Origin of the sequence: Salinisphaera sp. S4-8, from assembly GCF_040361235.1 — a bacterium.
GTDB lineage: Bacteria > Pseudomonadota > Gammaproteobacteria > Nevskiales > Salinisphaeraceae > Salinisphaera.
Genome location: NZ_APNF01000012.1, coordinates 68157 through 83932, shown reverse-complemented (window position 1 = coordinate 83932; position 15776 = coordinate 68157). Strand labels below are relative to the sequence as shown.

At 63.1% G+C, this 15776-nt stretch carries 16 protein-coding genes; 13 read left to right on the top strand and 3 right to left on the bottom strand.

What is annotated here, in order from left to right:
* The first annotated feature begins 38 nt into the window (after positions 1-38).
* The 3 genes from flhB to S4A8_RS16190 are packed head-to-tail and all read left to right on the top strand — an operon-like array spanning position 39 to position 3725.
* Positions 39-1187 (top strand): flagellar biosynthesis protein FlhB, encoded by a 1149-nt coding sequence (gene flhB, locus S4A8_RS16200; RefSeq protein ID WP_353175218.1) that lies wholly within the window; start codon positions 39-41, stop codon positions 1185-1187.
* A complete protein-coding gene (gene flhA, locus S4A8_RS16195) occupies positions 1184-3268 on the top strand; it encodes a flagellar biosynthesis protein FlhA (RefSeq protein WP_353175216.1) in 2085 nt (694 codons plus the stop codon). Before flhB ends, flhA begins: the two co-directional genes overlap by 4 nt.
* 10 nt (positions 3269-3278) lie before the next feature.
* On the top strand, positions 3279-3725 hold the full coding sequence (locus S4A8_RS16190) for a flagellar protein FlhE (RefSeq protein WP_353220929.1): 447 nt from the start codon (positions 3279-3281) through the stop codon (positions 3723-3725).
* Between the two features lie 912 nt (positions 3726-4637).
* On the opposite strand, the gene S4A8_RS16185 is transcribed toward S4A8_RS16190, so the two are convergent.
* The 3 genes from S4A8_RS16185 to flgA all read right to left on the bottom strand — a co-directional run bounded on the left by S4A8_RS16185 (position 4638) and on the right by flgA (position 6208).
* On the bottom strand, positions 4638-5099 hold the full coding sequence (locus tag S4A8_RS16185; protein WP_353220928.1) for a flagella synthesis protein FlgN: 462 nt from the start codon (positions 5097-5099) through the stop codon (positions 4638-4640).
* Positions 5100-5112: 13 nt separating this feature from the next.
* The gene (gene flgM / locus S4A8_RS16180) at positions 5113-5388 is read right to left on the bottom strand and encodes a flagellar biosynthesis anti-sigma factor FlgM (protein ID WP_353175211.1); all 276 of its coding nucleotides are present in this window, start codon (positions 5386-5388) and stop codon (positions 5113-5115) included.
* Between the two features lie 115 nt (positions 5389-5503).
* Positions 5504-6208, bottom strand: a complete 705-nt coding sequence (gene flgA, locus S4A8_RS16175; RefSeq protein ID WP_353220927.1) for a flagellar basal body P-ring formation chaperone FlgA — start codon at positions 6206-6208, stop codon at positions 5504-5506.
* A gap of 181 nt (positions 6209-6389) precedes the next feature.
* Between flgA and flgB the strand changes: the two genes are divergently transcribed.
* The 10 genes from flgB (at position 6390) to flgK (ending at position 15775) form a co-directional block, all read left to right on the top strand.
* Entirely contained in the window at positions 6390-6812 is a 423-nt protein-coding gene (flgB, locus tag S4A8_RS16170; protein ID WP_353220926.1) for a flagellar basal body rod protein FlgB, read from the top strand.
* Between the two features lie 26 nt (positions 6813-6838).
* Complete coding sequence (gene flgC / locus S4A8_RS16165; RefSeq protein ID WP_353175206.1) at positions 6839-7243, top strand: flagellar basal body rod protein FlgC; 405 nt, start codon at positions 6839-6841, stop codon at positions 7241-7243.
* Positions 7244-7261: 18 nt separating this feature from the next.
* Positions 7262-7939, top strand: coding sequence for a flagellar hook assembly protein FlgD (locus S4A8_RS16160; RefSeq protein WP_353175204.1), 678 nt, complete (start codon positions 7262-7264; stop codon positions 7937-7939).
* A 102-nt stretch (positions 7940-8041) separates the two neighbouring features.
* Positions 8042-9457 carry a flagellar hook-basal body complex protein gene (locus S4A8_RS16155; RefSeq protein WP_353220925.1) on the top strand — a complete coding sequence of 472 codons (1416 nt, stop codon included), beginning with the start codon at positions 8042-8044 and terminating at the stop codon, positions 9455-9457.
* 41 nt (positions 9458-9498) lie between these two features.
* Positions 9499-10257, top strand: coding sequence for a flagellar basal-body rod protein FlgF (gene flgF / locus S4A8_RS16150; RefSeq protein ID WP_353175201.1), 759 nt, complete (start codon positions 9499-9501; stop codon positions 10255-10257).
* A 59-nt stretch (positions 10258-10316) separates the two neighbouring features.
* Positions 10317-11099 (top strand): flagellar basal-body rod protein FlgG, encoded by a 783-nt coding sequence (gene flgG / locus S4A8_RS16145; RefSeq protein ID WP_353175199.1) that lies wholly within the window; start codon positions 10317-10319, stop codon positions 11097-11099.
* Between the two features lie 10 nt (positions 11100-11109).
* Complete coding sequence (locus S4A8_RS16140) at positions 11110-11799, top strand: flagellar basal body L-ring protein FlgH (RefSeq protein ID WP_353175197.1); 690 nt, start codon at positions 11110-11112, stop codon at positions 11797-11799.
* Positions 11800-11846: 47 nt separating this feature from the next.
* Positions 11847-12962 carry a flagellar basal body P-ring protein FlgI gene (locus tag S4A8_RS16135; RefSeq protein WP_353220924.1) on the top strand — a complete coding sequence of 372 codons (1116 nt, stop codon included), beginning with the start codon at positions 11847-11849 and terminating at the stop codon, positions 12960-12962.
* A complete protein-coding gene (gene flgJ, locus S4A8_RS16130; RefSeq protein ID WP_353220923.1) occupies positions 12963-14045 on the top strand; it encodes a flagellar assembly peptidoglycan hydrolase FlgJ in 1083 nt (360 codons plus the stop codon).
* A 101-nt stretch (positions 14046-14146) separates the two neighbouring features.
* The gene (gene flgK / locus S4A8_RS16125) at positions 14147-15775 is read left to right on the top strand and encodes a flagellar hook-associated protein FlgK (RefSeq protein ID WP_353220922.1); all 1629 of its coding nucleotides are present in this window, start codon (positions 14147-14149) and stop codon (positions 15773-15775) included.
* Position 15776: the final 1 nt, after the last annotated feature.

The window sequence follows — 15776 nt, the reverse complement described above, 5'->3', positions numbered from 1 at the left end:
CTGGCTGTGTATTAGGCCAGCACCCCATCGGGTAAGGCATGTCCAACGAAAGCGACGCCGAAAAAACAGAACCGGCAACCCCGCGGCGCCTGGAAAAGGCGCGCGAGGATGGCCAGGTTCCGCGTTCGCGCGAGCTGGCGACGTTCATGCTGTTGTGTGTGGGCCTGGCCAGCCTGTGGATGCTGTCGGGCTGGATGGGCAGCCAGATGATGACCGTCATGCAGGCGAGCATGCGTTTCGACGCGGCCATGGCCATGGACAGCTCGCGGCTGCTCGATCATCAATGGGCGCAGGTCTTGACCACGCTCGGCGCGCTCGCGCCGATCACGCTGCCACTGGTGGCCGTGGCACTGCTGGCGCCGACGCTGCTCGGCGGCTGGCTGTTCTCGCCCAAATCCATCAAGTTCGATGCCAAGAAGCTCGATCCCATCAAGGGGCTGGGCCGGATATTCTCGTCGCAGGGCGTTATCGAGCTCGTCAAGGCGATCGCGAAGTCGGTGCTCATCGGCTCGGTCGCGGCCTGGTTCGTCTACACCCATCTCGACGAGTTGCTGGTGCTGGCCAAGGAGCAGGGCAATGGCGCACTGCTGCATGCGCTGACGCTGATCGTGACCTGCTGTGCGTTCATGCTGCTGGCGTTTACCGTGGTGGTCGGCATCGACGTGCCCTACCAGCTGTGGAGCCATCACAAGAAGCTGCGCATGAGCCGTCAGGAGATCAAGGACGAACACAAGGAATCCGAAGGCGACCCGCAGCTCAAGGCCAAGATTCGTCAGCAGCAACAGGCGATGGCGCGCGGACGTATGATGAGCGAGGTGCCCACCGCTGACGTCATCGTGACCAACCCGACCCACTATGCGGTCGCCCTGTCGTATCGCGACGGCGAGATGAACGCGCCGCGCGTGGTCGCCAAGGGCGCCGACAATGTCGCTGCCAAGATTCGCGAACTGGGCGCCGAGTCGGGCGTGCCCCTGCTCGAAGCGCCGCCGCTGGCGCGCGCGCTCTATCGCCACGGCGATCTCGATACGGAAATTCCGGCCGCGCTGTATACCGCGGTCGCCGAGGTGCTGGCCTGGGTGTTCCAGCTCAAGCGCTATGAACAAGCCGGCGGCGTGGCGCCGGTCAAACCCACGGCGATCGCCGTGCCCCCGGGCCTCGACCCGGACGAACCAGACACGAACGCATGAACGCTTTAAACACGATGTTGGGCCGCCTCGGCGCGGACGGTGGCAGCCAGTACAAGATGCTGGCTGGCCCGGTACTGATCATCATGATCATGGCGATGATGATCCTGCCGCTGCCGCCGTTCGTGCTGGATCTGTTCTTCACCTTCAATATCGCGCTGTCGATCATGGTGCTGCTGGTGGCAATGTTCACCCAGAAGCCGCTCGACTTCGCCGCGTTTCCCACCGTGTTGCTGTTTGCCACGTTGTTGCGCCTGTCGCTCAACGTCGCGTCGACGCGTGTCGTGCTCATGAACGGGCATTCCGGCGCAGGTGCGGCCGGGCAGGTGATCGAGGCGTTCGGCCAGTTCCTGGTCGGCGGCAATTTCGCGGTCGGTCTGGTCGTGTTCGGTATTCTGATCGTGATCAACTTCATGGTCATCACCAAGGGCGCGGGACGTATTGCCGAAGTGGGCGCGCGCTTCACCCTGGATGCCATGCCGGGCAAGCAGATGGCCATCGATGCCGATCTCAATGCCGGTTTGATCGACGAACAGCAGGCCAAGGAACGCCGCCAGGAAATCGCCCAGGAAGCCGATTTCTTCGGCTCCATGGATGGTGCCAGCAAGTTCGTGCGTGGCGACGCCATCGCCGGCATTCTGATCATGGTGATCAACCTTATCGGCGGGCTGATCATCGGCATGGGCGAGCATGGTCTGTCGGCCAGTGAGGCGGCGCGTACCTATACCCTGCTGACTATCGGCGACGGTCTGGTCGCTCAGGTGCCGGCGCTGGTGATCTCCACCGCGGCCGGCGTGACCGTATCGCGGGTGAGTACCGATCAGGACGTCGGCCAGCAGATGCTCGCCCAGCTGTTCACCAATCCGCAGGTGCTGTTTCTTTCGGCCGGCGTGCTCGGCATGCTCGGGCTGGTGCCGGGTATGCCGAATCTGGTGTTTCTATTCTTCACCGCGCTGCTGGGCGGTCTGGGCTGGTACCTGCAAAAGCAGGCCCGCGAAGCCGAGGCCGAGGCCGTGCAAAAAGCGCCGGCGCCGCCGGTGACCGCAGAAACCAAGGAAGCCAGCTGGGACGACGTGCAGCTGGTCGATCCCTTGAGCCTGGAGGTCGGCTATCGGCTGATCCCGCTGGTCGACGCCCATCAGGATGGCGAACTGCTCAAGCGCATCAAGGGTGTGCGCAAGAAGTTCGCCCAGGAGATCGGCTTTCTGCCGCCGGTGGTGCATATTCGCGACAACCTGGAGTTCCAGCCGCACAGTTACAGCCTCGCGCTCAACGGCGTCGAGATCGGTCGCGGCGAAGCCTATCCCGGGCAATGGCTGGCGATCGACCCCGGCCAGGCGCACGGCACGCTCGAAGGCCGGGCCGGCACCGATCCGGCCTTCGGCCTGCCCGCGGTCTGGATCGAGGAAGGTCATCGCGAACAGGCCGAGATGCAGGGCTTTACCGTGGTCGATGCCTCGACCGTGATCGCCACCCACATCAATCATCTGCTGGCCCAGCACGCCAGCGACATGCTCGGCCGCAGCGAAACCCAGGCCTTGCTGGACCGGGTGAAAAACGACAACCCGGCGCTGGTCGACGACGTGGTACCCAAGCTGGTGCCGTTGAGCACGGTCACGAGCATCCTGCAGAACCTGCTCGAAGAAGATGTCTCGATCCGCGACATGCGCCGGATTCTGGATGTGCTGGCGGTCAATGCCGGCCATACCCAGGACGTCAACGAGCTCACCGCTGGAGTGCGTCTGGCACTGGGTCGCTCGATCGTGCAGCACTGGTACGGCGCGGCGCCGCAGCTGGAAGTCATGACCCTCGACGCCAAGCTCGAACAGATGCTCATGCAGGCGCTGCACAACGGCGGTGGCATGGAGCCGGGCCTGGCCGATACGCTCGTCCAGCAGGTCGAGAACTCGGTCGCCCGTCAGGAAGAGCGCGGTCTGCCGCCGGTGCTGGTGGTGCAACACGAACTACGCCCGCTGCTCACGCGTTTTCTGCGTCGACGCATGCGCCAGCTCGTGGTGCTGTCGCAAAACGAAATCCCCGACGATCGCAGCGTGCGCGTGAACATGCTCATCGGCGGGCGCTAATCGTTCGCCGATGGCGGATGTTGTACACAGCGCCGTACGAATCGCCGCGATCGGCGCGCTTCTGATCCTGGCCCAGGCGCTGGCCGGCTTCGCGAAGCCGGCCATGGCAGCCGGCCGCTGGGTAGCCGAGAGCCAGGCGCCGACGCTTTCGCAACAGGGGTTTCGCTACGCGCTCGGCCCGCTGCTGCCGAGCCGGGACACACCACTGGCAGGTACGGCGATCACGCGCGTGAGCTGGCGTTACAACTATCGTGGATGGCGCCCGCGCGCACTGGCGGTACAGCTATGCGGCGGGGGGCGCTGCGTTGACGCATCGCGCCCCCACGGCCAGACCATGGCCTTTTCCGGCTTGCCCGTGGCGACCGCGTTTCGATTCTATTTTCGAATCGACGGCCCGCCGGCCGCGCGTACGCCGCTGGCCGGCGATCGGCTGAGCTTGATGGTCAACTTCGAGTAGGCCGTTTTTTATCCGACGCCCGGGCACCAGCCGTGCGCTGAATTATGTACAGACGTCAGCCCGCGGCGTGAACATCAGATCATGCGCGTTTTCGGCGATCGCCTGGCGCCTTGTCTGCGTTTGTCTGCGCCCGTGTGCAACCAGGATGCCTGCTCGGTCGCACGACGAATCAGCGCCTGTCGCTGTGTCGGCGAACTGGCGCGACGCCGTCGGTCACACAAACGGCGGCATCCGCGGTCTTTCGTCTTCAAACGAGCAAACCGGTCCGCGAATGCGCGCCAATAAACATAGGTGCAAGGCAGCGATTGATTATCCAAACAGTTATGCATGCGGCGCGAACAGCAAGGCACGCGGTCTCGAGCGATCTGTCTTTCGCCTTGTTCGCGTGTCTTCGCGTTCATTCGCGGACAAGCCCTTCTTTGTCTTGGCTGCCTGTCGTTTGAAGAAATCAGTCCGCAAATAAACGCGAATACACGCCAATGGAAGAACGCGTTTTCCGGCGCACGGGGGCGACGCTGCAGTCTTGCGTCGCCTTCGAAATCTGCGAAACGCTCGTCCGGCCTTTTGCCTTTATTCGCGTTCATTCGCGGACGGGCTTCTGTGCCTTGATTGCCTGTCGCGTGAAGAAATCAGTCCGCAAATAAACGCGAATAAGGCGCAAGTCAGGTCTAAGCCCAGGCTGTCCGCTGTTCACGCTGCATGCTGAACTTTGTACATAATCAAGGCAGGGCTTGGCGGCTGTTTTATTAATCGGGGCACCGAAAACAGCTGACGTGGTCAGCTGTTTTCAACGTCATCGAAAAATAAACGCCGGCCCTGTGCCGGCGTTCTTCGTGGATTCAGAGTGACGAGCGCAAGCGCATACGCGCCAGCGGCCGGGCGCCTCGGCCCCGGCCCGAGCCGCCCCGATTTCTAGACGCCGCTGCGCAGGCTGTGATTGCTGCCGAATGCGCGTGTGCGTCCGTTCGGACCGTAGAGCGTCTGGCCGGTCGCGCGCTGCAGAAACGCCAGCGTGCGGTTGGTGTGGTCCAGGCGCGTTTCGATCGCCAGCCCGTTGATCTGGTTTTGCGCGCGCACGGCTTCGATACGCGTGAGCAGTGCCTGCCAGAGCGCTTCGCAATCCAGGGTCGCGGCCAGGCGGCGGGCGCCATCGCGATCCGTGTCATAGCCGCGTTCGGCCAGCAGCGCACGCCGTTGGCCATCGAGCTGTTCCAGGGCCTTGGCCTGGCCGGCCTTGCGCTCGGTCAACCGCGACAACGCGTCGACGGCGACCGGCGCGTCGGTGAACAACGACTGCTCGGATTCGAGCAGGGTCATGAACTCGCCCAGGGCGTCGTGATGCTGTTGCAGATTGAGCGCGAAGGGGTCGTTCATGCTGTTGTCCTGGTTATGACTTGCCGGAAACCAATGCCTGGGCGCTGGCAATCAGGCCGTCGGCGATCTTGTCGGAACGGATTTCGAGCTTGCCCTGGCTGATCGCGTCGCGAATCTCGTTGACGCGGGCCATGTCGATATCCTGCGATGCGTCCGAAATGCCGGACGCCTGAAACCGGGCCGACGCGGCAGGCGCCTGAGCGCCGGGCTTGGCCTCGTCGGTCTTTTTGATATCGCGCGTTTCGCTCGGGACGATGCGCGGGGTGTTTTGTGTCGGGTCGATGTTCACGGCGGTATTCCTCGAACGTTCCGTTTATTCGGAAACGATTGTGCGTGCCATGGCGCAAACATCGGCGAACGGTTTTTTTTCTTTAATCCCGATCGTCGATTTAGCGCGCGACGGATCAACGCGTGATCGTTACCGTATTCTCGTTCGTGCTCCGACCGATGACAATGGAACCCTCGCGGGTGCTGACGCGCACATCGCCGCCCAGCGGCGCGGCATTGAGGGCCTTGCCCTCGGTGGTAATCGAAAAACCGGGCCCCACGGCCACCACGCGCACCTGCTCACCGCGCTTGATCGCAATCGGCTCGCGCACCATGGCCCCGCCCAGGGGGCGCCCGGCGGCTACGCGTCGGCTCACCGACATGCCGATCAGTGAATCGGGCCGGGTGGCGACGTTGGGCGGCAGGCGCGACAGGTCGCCCTGTTCGCGCCGGATATCTGCCGCGCCAAGCACATCGCCCGGTGACAGATCGCGCGCGGCGACGTAGTAATCCGAGATCACGGTCACGCGCGCCTGAAAATAACGGGTCGCCGGGCGATCCCCTGGGCATTGCACGCCCACGGTGATATTGCCGGCGATGCGCGGGTTACGTGAGGGCAGAAACGGGCGCGGGTGGTGGCATACGGGCATGGACACGCTCGGCATGGCCACCGAAATCTCGACATCGCCCGTGCCGGGCGCCTGTGCGCGTAGATAGTCGCCGATCAACTGCTGCATGTCGGCGTCGTCGGCCTGCGCCGCTATCGCCACGCACACCAGCACCACCGCGGCCAATAGCTGTGGCGCGATGCGTGCTGTGCGGACAAGGGCGACCGGGTTCATTCGTATGCAGGCTCGTAAGGCGCTCGGAAGCTGATGTCGGCGCATTGTAGAGAGGCATGCGCGCGCACCATCCGCCGAAATAGCGCCCAAATCGGTGCCTGTTCTGTCCATCGGCTGGCGTACGGCGCTCTTAGTATGAGCCTCGCAAAACCACCTGTAGGCCATCACGGGGGCCGTCATCATGCTCGACCGACTCGAAGCAACGCTGAGTTTCTACAAGCAGGCGCTGGACATGCGCGACAAGCGCCAGGATGTGCTGGCCGCGAATATCGCCAACGCCGATACGCCCGGGTACAAGGCGCGCGATTTCGATTTTCGTGCCGAGCTCGATCGTGTCCTCGGTGCTGCCGGTAATAACGGCACGCCGGCCGTGCCCTTGAAGACGACCGCGGCCGGGCATATCGGCGCGTCGAGCCCGGGCAGCCTCGAAGGCACGCAGCTGGCCTATCGCAATGCCGCCCAGCCGAGTCTGGATGGCAACACGGTGGATATGGACGTCGAACGCGTCGAATTCATGAACAACGCCGTGCACTACCGCGCCAATCTCCAGATTCTCGGTTCGCAGATCAAGGGACTGCGCGCTGCGATGCAGCCCGAGCGCTAATTGGCGTTTAACCACGAGGGATAAGCATGTCGATTTCCAATCTTTTCAATACCGCCGGCTCGGCGCTGACCGCCCAGGCACAGCGCATGAACGTCGCGGCCAGCAACATGGCCAACGCCGACAGCGTGGCCGGTCCGAACGGCGAGCCGTACCGGGCCAAGCAGGTCAGGTTCGAGCTCGAGGCCGGCGCGGCCGAGGGCATCGGCGGCGTGCGCGTATCCAATGTCCTGGAAAGCGATGCGCCGTTTCGCAAGGAATACAACCCGGGGCATGCGCTGGCCGACGACGCCGGCTATGTCGAAATGCCCAACGTCAATCCCACCGACGAGATGATCAACATGATCTCGTCCTCGCGTTCCTACCAGGCGAACATCGAAGTGCTCAACACCGGCAAGGAGCTGGCGCTGCGTACGTTGTCGCTCGGCGAATAACAACAAGGTTCAAACGTCATGCCTACCGATATTCTGGGTTCCGTCAACGCCGCCGGTGCCGCCAGCGCCACCGGCGCGGCATCGCGCACGCGTGCCAAGGACATGAGCGAGCAGTTCATGACCCTGCTGGTTGCACAGATGCAGAACCAGGACCCGCTCAACCCGATGGACAACTCCCAGGTGACCTCGCAGATCGCGCAGATCAACACCGTGAGTGGCATCAACGATCTCAACGACACCCTGGCCAACATCAACGGCCAGATCGATACCTCGCAGCAGCTGCAGGCCAGCGCGCTGATCGGCCGTGGCGTGCTTGTGCCGGGCAACGACATCAGCGTGGGCGAACAGGGTTCAGCGCTGCCGTTCGGCATGGAGCTGGACGGGCCCGCCAGCGAAATCAAGCTCACCATCACCGACGACAGCGGTGCGGTGGTGCATGAATCGTCCTACGCCGATCAGCCGGCCGGCGTGCAGTCGTTCTCCTGGGATGGCCGCGACGCCGCCGGCAATGTCGTGGCCAAGGGCAATTACCGCGTCAACATCGAGGCTGTGGGCCCCAATGGCGAAGCGGTGAACGCGCAGGCGTTGTCGACGGGCTATGTCAGCGGCGTGGTTGCCGGTGAGAACGGGCCCAAGCTCGATCTCGGGCCCAACAAGGGGCTGGTCGATCTCGATTCCATCCGCCAGATCATTTGATCGCCACAGGTAATGAATTGCGCACGCAAACGCGCGCTAATCGCCTAATCAATTCCACCCGTACGCCGGGATACTAACCACTCGAAACACGAGGGAAACACCATGAGTTTTTCGCAAGGGGTCAGCGGTCTTAACGCGGCCAACAGCAGCCTGAGCAGCATCGGCAACAACATCGCCAACTCGCAGACCGTGGGCTTCAAGTCCGGGCGTAGCGAATTCGCGGACATTTACGCCGGTGCCAAGACCGGTCTCGGCGCCAAAGTGTCGGGTATCACCCAGAACTTCACCGGCGGTGCGCTCAACAACACCGGCCGTAACCTCGACGTGGCCATTGACGGCGGCGGTTTCTTCCGTCTGACCGATGGCACCCAGACCCTGTACTCGCGTAACGGCGAATTCCAGCAGACCAAGGACGGCAACATCGCCAATGCCCAGGGTGCGTTGCTGACCGGTTACAACGTGACCAACTTCAACAACCCGAATGCCGAGCCCGTGGTGGCTGCCGGCGGCAATCCGGTGCCGCTGGTGATCCCGACCGAGCGCATGAATGCCAAGGCGACCACCGAAGCGTCGCTGGAAACCGCGCTGGATGCGGGCGCCGAGATCAAGACCGGCGACTTCAATGCCGATGACACCGACAGCTACAACTGGAGCACGCCCAACACCGTGTTCGATTCGCTGGGCAATGCCCATAGCGTGAATCTGTTCTTTACCAAGACCGCGGCCAACAGCTGGAGCGTCAACGGTGAAATGGCCCTGGGCGACGAGTCCAATCTGCCGCGTACGGTGGATGCCGACAACACCTATAACGGCTTCGATCCGGTGAACGGTGGCAACGGCAGTTACGAGTTCAGCGACGGCGATTACAACTACACCGCCTATGTCTCGGGCGCGACCGCACAGCCGGATGGCACCTTCTCGGGTGGTCAGATTCGTTATGTCGAGCACCTGCCCGCCAGCACGCTGAGCTTCAACGCCAACGGCAACCTGACCGCTGCCGGTCAGCAGGACAAGGCCGATACGCTCGGCGCCTCGTCGGTGGCCTATAGCCTGAATGCCCAGAACGGTTCCGCGCCGATCGATTTCACGTTCGATTTCGCCGGTTCCTCGCAGACTGCCCAGGACTTCTCGGCCAGCACGCCCCAGCAGAACGGTTATGTCTCGGGTGATCTGACCGCGATCAATATCGGCAAGGACGGCATGATCCGCGGCAGCTACTCCAACGGTCAGGCCATCAATGTCGGCCAGATCGCGCTGGCGAGCTTCCGTAACGAACAGGGTCTGTCGCCGGTGGGCGGCAACGCCTGGGTCGAAACCGCGGAATCCGGCCAGGCCGGGCTCGGCGTAGCCGGCACCGGTCAGTTCGGCAGCCTGCTGGGTTCGACCCTGGAAGGCTCCAACGTGGATCTGTCCCAGCAGCTGGTCGAGATGATCATCGCGCAGCGCAACTACCAGGCCAACGCGCAGACCATCAAGACGCAGGATCAGGTCCTGCAGACCGCGGTCAACCTGCGCTAGTCGCCGCTGGCCCGCCCGTTTAACCCGCCGGACGTTTCGTTATGGATCGACTGATTTATACCGCCCTGAGCGGCGCGACCCAGACCCTGGACCGCCAGGCCGTGGTGGCCAACAACATGGCCAATGCCTCGACGCCGGGTTTTCGCGGGCAGTTGTCGATGTTTCGGGCCGTGCCGGTCAACGGCGACGGGCTGGCGACACGGGCAATCACGGCCACCACCACCCCGGGGGCCGATCTGACCCCCGGGGACATGACCGAAACCGGCCGCAGCCTCGACGTCGCCATCGACGGCGACGGCTGGCTCGCGGTGCAGGCCCAGGACGGCAGCGAAGCCTATACCCGAGCCGGCGGGTTGCAGATGGACTCGACCGGTCTGCTGCGCAGCAATGGCAACGTCGTACTCAGCGAGTTCGGTGCGCCCCTGGTGCTGCCGCTGGGCGCCGAGGTCACGATCGCGGCCGACGGCACCATTTCCGCGCTGGGCGCGGGCGATCAGCCCAACGCCATTGCCGAAATCGGCCGGCTCAAGCTGGTCAACCCCGAACCCGACCAGATCGCGCGTGGCGGCGACAACCTGTTTCATCCGCGTAACAACCCCGACGGTACGCCCGGCGCGCCGTTCGCGGCTGACGACACCGTGCGAGTGGTCAGCGGCGCGGTCGAATCCAGCAACGTCAATCCGACCGAAGCCATGGTTTCGATGATCGAAAACGCACGCCGCTTCGAAATGCAGATGAAGATGATCAGCAGCATCGACGAAAACGATCAAAGCGCCAACAAGCTGCTGTCGCTGAGCTAGTTACTTTTGAATAGATATTCGCGTACGGGCGATGCGCCCGTCGCAACGAGGGACAACACATGATTCGTTCACTCTGGATTGCCAAGACCGGTCTGGAATCCCAGCAGGTCAAGCTCGACACCATCGCCAACAACCTGGCGAACGTGTCGACCAACGGCTTCAAGCGCTCGCGCGCGGTCTTTCAGGATCTGCTCTATCAGGACATGCGTCAGCCCGGCGCGTTGTCGTCGGTGCAGACCAACCTGCCGTCGGGTCTGCAGATCGGCTCCGGTGTTCAGCCGGTGGCCAACGAGCGCCTGCATTCCCAGGGTAATCTCGAGCAGACCGGCAACTCCAAGGATATCGCCATCGATGGCCGCGGCTTCTTTGCCGTGCAGATGCCCGACGGCACCAATGCCTATACCCGCGATGGCTCGTTCCAGATCGACCAGAACGGTCAGCTGGTGACCTCTTCGGGTTTCCCGGTAGAGCCGGCGATCACCATTCCGGAAAACGCGCTGTCGATCAGCGTGGCCACCGACGGCACGGTATCGGTCACCCAGCCGGGCACGGCCGAGAACGTCCAGGTCGGCCAGATGCAGCTGACCACCTTCATCAACCCGACCGGTCTGCAGAGCATCGGCGACAACCTCTATCGCGAAACCACCGCCTCGGGTCCGCGTAACGACAGCATCCCCGGCCTGAACGGCACCGGCCTGCTGCGCCACAAGTTCGTGGAAACCTCGAACGTCAATGTGGTCGAGGAAATGGTGAACATGATCGCGACCCAGCGCGCCTACGAGATCAACTCCAAGGCCGTGGAAACCTCCGACCAGATGCTCCAGCGTCTGGCCCAGCTGTAACGAGCCACCCATGCAAAGCGCACGCCTGTCTGCACGGATTCTGCGCCTGGCCGTGGTCGTCGCGGCCCTGGTGGCGCTTTCTGCCTGTGCTCAACTGCCGCGCAAGAACGTGGTCGAAGGTCCGACTACCGCGCCGCCGCAGCTGCCGCCCGCGCCGCCAGCCGACGGGTCGATCTTTCGTGCCAGCTATACCAAGCCGCTGTTCGAGGATCGGCGTCCCACCCAGGTCGGCGATATTCTCACCATCGTGCTCGACGAGGCCGTGAGTGCCTCCAAGAGTTCGGCGGCCAAGGCCAGCCGCAATGGCTCGGTGGAATTCACCCCGACCCAGATCCCGGAAGTGCTGCAAAGCCTGCTGGAAAATCAGGGCACCGATCTGTCGGGTTCGAATAGCTTCAACGGCAGCGGCGGGGCGAATGCCTCCAATAACTTCACCGGCACGATCACGGTCACGGTCATGGATGTGCTGCCCAACGGCAACCTGCAGGTCGCTGGCGAGAAACGTATCGGCATCAATCAGGGCGTGGAATACATCCTGTTTTCGGGCGTGGTCAATCCGCGCACCGTGTCGGCCGACAGCACCGTGGTATCGACCCAGGTGGCCAACGCCCGGCTCGAGTACTACGGCGATGGCTATATCGACGAAGCGCAGCGCATGGGCTGGCTGCAGCGCGTGTTCATGAACCTGTCGCCGCTCTAGGCACGACAGGCTCCACGTTTGTTCCTTTTTTGCGAGCGAGACGAAACATGATCCAGATCGGATGGTGCAAACGGATGCTGCTGGCGATGGCCGGCGCGGTAATGGTCGTGACCAGCGCGCAGGCCGCGCGGCTGGCCGATATCGCCACGTTCAGCGGCGTGCGCTCCAACCCGCTGGTCGGCTACGGGCTGGTCGTGGGCCTGGGCAATACCGGTGACCAGACCACCCAGACGCCGTTTACCGGCCAGGCCCTCAAGAACATGCTCACGCAACTGGGCGTGACCGTACCCGCCGGCACCAACATGCAGCTCAAGAACGTGGCCGCGGTCATGGTCACGGCCGATCTGCCGCCGTTCGCCGGCACCGGCCAGGCATTGGATGTCACGGTTTCCTCGGTTGGTAATGCCAAAAGCCTGCGTGGCGGCACCCTGCTGATGACCCCGCTCAAGGGCGCCGACGGCAATATTTACGCGCTGGCCCAGGGCAATATTCTGGCCCCGGGTATCAGTGCCGAGGGCGGTGGCAGCAGTGTGCAGGTCAATCAGACCGGCGCGGGCCGAATCCCCGGCGGTGCGATAATCGAGCGTACGGTGCCCTCGCAGCTGGGTATGGGTGGCGAAATCGATCTCGCGCTCAAGCGCGCCGACTTCAATACCGCGCTGCGCACGATGAACACCATCAACGAGGCCTTCGGCTCCAATATCGCGACGGCCAAGAATGCGCGCACGATCACGCTCAAGGCACCGGCCGACGAGAGCGCCAAGGTCGCGTTTCTGGCCCGTGTACAGGCGCTCGACGTCACGCCGGGACAGGAAACCCCGCGCGTGGTGATCAACTCGCGGACCGGTTCGGTGGTGATGAATCGCAATGTCACGCTCAACAGCGCGGCGATTGCCCACGGCAGTCTGTCGGTGGTGATCGATTCCAATCCGATCGTCAGCCAGCCGAATGCGTTGTCCGGCGGTCAGACGGCCGTGGTGCCCAATGCCGATATTACGGTCCAGGAAGGCAGTGGCGTGTTGCATACCATTAGCCAAAGCGCTTCGCTGCGCGAAGTGGTGGACGCGCTCAACCGGCTGGGCGCGACGCCGACGGATCTGATGGCCATTCTCGAGGCGTTGAAGTCCGCGGGTGCGCTCAACGCCGAGCTGGAGATCATTTAAATGACCGGTATGGGCAGCAGCGGTGATTTCGCCCTGAGCATGAACTCGGTGGCCAAGCTCAAGTATTCGGCACGTACTTCGCCGGATGAGGGCATCAAGGAAGCCGCCAAGCAGTTCGAAGCAGTATTTCTGCAGAAAATGCTCAAGCAGATGCGCGACGCCATTCCGCAGAGCGGGCTGCTCAACAGCCAGCGCTCGGAGATGTATCAGTCGCTCATGGATCAGCAATGGGCGCAGACGATGTCACAGCGGGGTATCGGCCTGGCCGATATGCTTACCCAGCAGCTGCAGGGCAAACCCGGGCCGGCAGCGACGAACGACAACGGTGTGGATTCGCTGCTGGCATCCATTCCCAGTGCATCGCCCCAGCCGTTGCAGGCCTCCAACCCGGTGTCTGCGAGCCGTTCGGCCGAAAAGTTGGCCGACAAGCCGGCTGATGATCTGGCGCGCAAGACCTTTGCCCGGCCACCGTTGCAGGCAGCGTCTAACGAAGCTTCGGTGCCCGCCGAGGCGGTTGCCCAGACGTCGGCGTCGGATACGGTACGCCGTGCCGTATTGCCTGATCACGTCAACAAGTTTCTGGATCGCATGGATTCGGCCGCTGCGGTGGCTGCCCGCGAAACCGGTATTCCCAAGCGCCTGATCCTGGCCCAGGCCGCGCTCGAAACCGGCTGGGGCAAGCATGAAATCACCCGCGCGGACGGCAGCCCGAGCTTCAACGTGTTCAATATCAAGGCCACCGGCTGGGATGGCGATGCGGCGAGCGTGAAAACCACCGAGTACGAGGGTTCGCGCCGCTACAGCACCCGGGCTGAATTCCGAGCCTATGATTCCTATGAACAGGCATTTTCCGATTACGCACGGCTGTTGACGCAATCGCCGCGCTACAAGCCGGTAGTCGACGCGCCCACCGCGGAGCATGCCGCGCGGGCGTTGCAAAACTGCGGTTATGCCACCGATCCGGCCTATGCCAACAAGCTGGTGTCGATCATGAAACGCCTGCCGGCCGACGCGCCGGCCCCGGCGGTGCAGGTCGCCCAGCTCGGTGAGGTCAAAAGTGCCGATCTGACAAGACTTTTCTAGCCAGGGCGCGGTCGCGAACGATTCAACTTTTTTTCGTTTTCGCCGTTATTTGCACATAGCGAACGCACCGCGGGTGCGCATGCCAAACTTGTAGAGCGATCATGTCCAATCTATTCGGCATCGGCTTGACCGGACTCGGCGCAGCGCAGACCGCGCTGGCGACCACAAGCAACAACATCAGCAACGTCAATACCCCCGGCTATAGCCGCCAGGTGACGGGCCTGAGTACCGCCCAGACCGGCGACGGGCAGGGCGCGGGTGTACGTACCACGGGTGTGGAGCGACAGTATCAGCAGTATCTCACCGGCCAGCTCAACGATGCCAAGAGCCGATCGAGTGCGTTTGACAGCCATCTGAGCCAGATTTCGCAGGTCAACAACCTGCTCGGCGACAGCGAGGCCGGTCTGGCGCCGCTGATGCAGAAATTCTTCGGCGGCATGCAAACACTGTCCGCGAGCCCGGCGGATTCGGCCGCCCGTGAATCGCTGCTGGGCGATGCCAACAGCATGACCGCACAGTTCCGTGCGTTTTCGGAATACCTGTCCGATATGGGCGAAAGCGTGGAATCGCAGCTGGACGGCGCGATCAGCCAGGTCAACAACTACGCCGAGCAGATTTCGAACCTCAATAAGCAGATCGTGCAAACCCAGGCCAAGACCGGCCAGCCGCCGAACAATCTGCTCGACCAACGCGATCAACTGGTATCCGCGCTCGGGGATCTCGTCGACGTCAAGCTGTCGGTACAGGACGGCAACGACTATCACATCTCGGTAGCCGGCCAGCCGCTGGTGGATTCCAACGGCGCCAAGTCGCTCGTCCTGATGGATTCGAGTGCCGACCCGACACGTCCCGTGCTGGGTTTCGAGGTTGGCAACGGCCAGGTGCGCGAGCTGCCGGAGTCGAGTATCAAGGGCGGTACGGTGGGTGGGCTGATGGCGTTCCGCAAGAATTCGCTCGAGCCGGCCCAGCAGCGTCTGGACCAGATCGCCCATACGCTGGCCGCGCGGATAAACGAACTGCATGAAGGCGGCACCACGCTCAAGGGCGAGGCCGGCGGCGCGTTCTTCAAAACCGCCGACCCGGTGAGTTTCAGCGATGCGAACAACAACAGCACGGCCACGCTGGACGTGACCTTCACCGAAGGCGCCAGTGCCGAAGTGCGCGCGAGCAACTACCGGCTCGAATACGATGGCGATACCAGTTCCTACAAGCTCACCCGCATGAGCGATGGCGACCAGCGCTTTTTCGGCGGCGACGAAATGCCGCTGCAATTCGATGGCGTCGAGGTTCAGATGCAGGGACAGCCGCTGGATGGCGATGCCTTCGTCATCAAGCCGCTGGATCGCGCGGCCGCGGCCATGGAGGTCGCGGTCACCAATACGGCAGCGATCGCGGCCGGCCAGGGCGGCGGTACTGGCGACAATCGCAATGCGCTGGACATGGCTGCGCTGCAGGACGAACCCGCCATCGAAGGCGATAGCAGCTTCAACAGTGGTTATGCCCGTCTGGTCAGCGATATCGGCAACAAGACACGTTCGTTGCAGGTCAACAGCAGTGCCCAGGACATGCTCACCAGCGAGTTGGAAACCGCGCAGCAGTCGGTTTCCGGCGTGAACCTCGACGAAGAGCGCGTCAACCTCATGTATTACCAGCAAATGTATCAGGCGAATGCGCGCGTGATCGAAACGGCAGCCAGCCTGTTCGATACGCTGCTCGGCATCCGCGCCTAGT

Excerpts from the sequence above, each read along its gene's own strand:
- flgK (WP_353220922.1), top strand. The coding sequence starts at position 14,147 with ATGTCCAATCTATTCGGCATCGGCTTGACCGGACTCGGCGCAGCGCAG.
- S4A8_RS16135 (WP_353220924.1), top strand. The coding sequence starts at position 11,847 with ATGATCCAGATCGGATGGTGCAAACGGATGCTGCTGGCGATGGCCGGC.
- flhA (WP_353175216.1), top strand. The coding sequence starts at position 1,184 with ATGAACGCTTTAAACACGATGTTGGGCCGCCTCGGCGCGGACGGTGGC.
- flgF (WP_353175201.1), top strand. The coding sequence starts at position 9,499 with ATGGATCGACTGATTTATACCGCCCTGAGCGGCGCGACCCAGACCCTG.
- flgB (WP_353220926.1), top strand. The coding sequence starts at position 6,390 with ATGCTCGACCGACTCGAAGCAACGCTGAGTTTCTACAAGCAGGCGCTG.
- flgG (WP_353175199.1), top strand. The coding sequence starts at position 10,317 with ATGATTCGTTCACTCTGGATTGCCAAGACCGGTCTGGAATCCCAGCAG.
- S4A8_RS16155 (WP_353220925.1), top strand. The coding sequence starts at position 8,042 with ATGAGTTTTTCGCAAGGGGTCAGCGGTCTTAACGCGGCCAACAGCAGC.
- flgA (WP_353220927.1), bottom strand. The coding sequence starts at position 6,208 with ATGAACCCGGTCGCCCTTGTCCGCACAGCACGCATCGCGCCACAGCTA.
- S4A8_RS16160 (WP_353175204.1), top strand. The coding sequence starts at position 7,262 with ATGCCTACCGATATTCTGGGTTCCGTCAACGCCGCCGGTGCCGCCAGC.
- S4A8_RS16190 (WP_353220929.1), top strand. The coding sequence starts at position 3,279 with ATGGCGGATGTTGTACACAGCGCCGTACGAATCGCCGCGATCGGCGCG.
- S4A8_RS16185 (WP_353220928.1), bottom strand. The coding sequence starts at position 5,099 with ATGAACGACCCCTTCGCGCTCAATCTGCAACAGCATCACGACGCCCTG.
- flgC (WP_353175206.1), top strand. The coding sequence starts at position 6,839 with ATGTCGATTTCCAATCTTTTCAATACCGCCGGCTCGGCGCTGACCGCC.
- flhB (WP_353175218.1), top strand. The coding sequence starts at position 39 with ATGTCCAACGAAAGCGACGCCGAAAAAACAGAACCGGCAACCCCGCGG.
- S4A8_RS16140 (WP_353175197.1), top strand. The coding sequence starts at position 11,110 with ATGCAAAGCGCACGCCTGTCTGCACGGATTCTGCGCCTGGCCGTGGTC.
- flgJ (WP_353220923.1), top strand. The coding sequence starts at position 12,963 with ATGACCGGTATGGGCAGCAGCGGTGATTTCGCCCTGAGCATGAACTCG.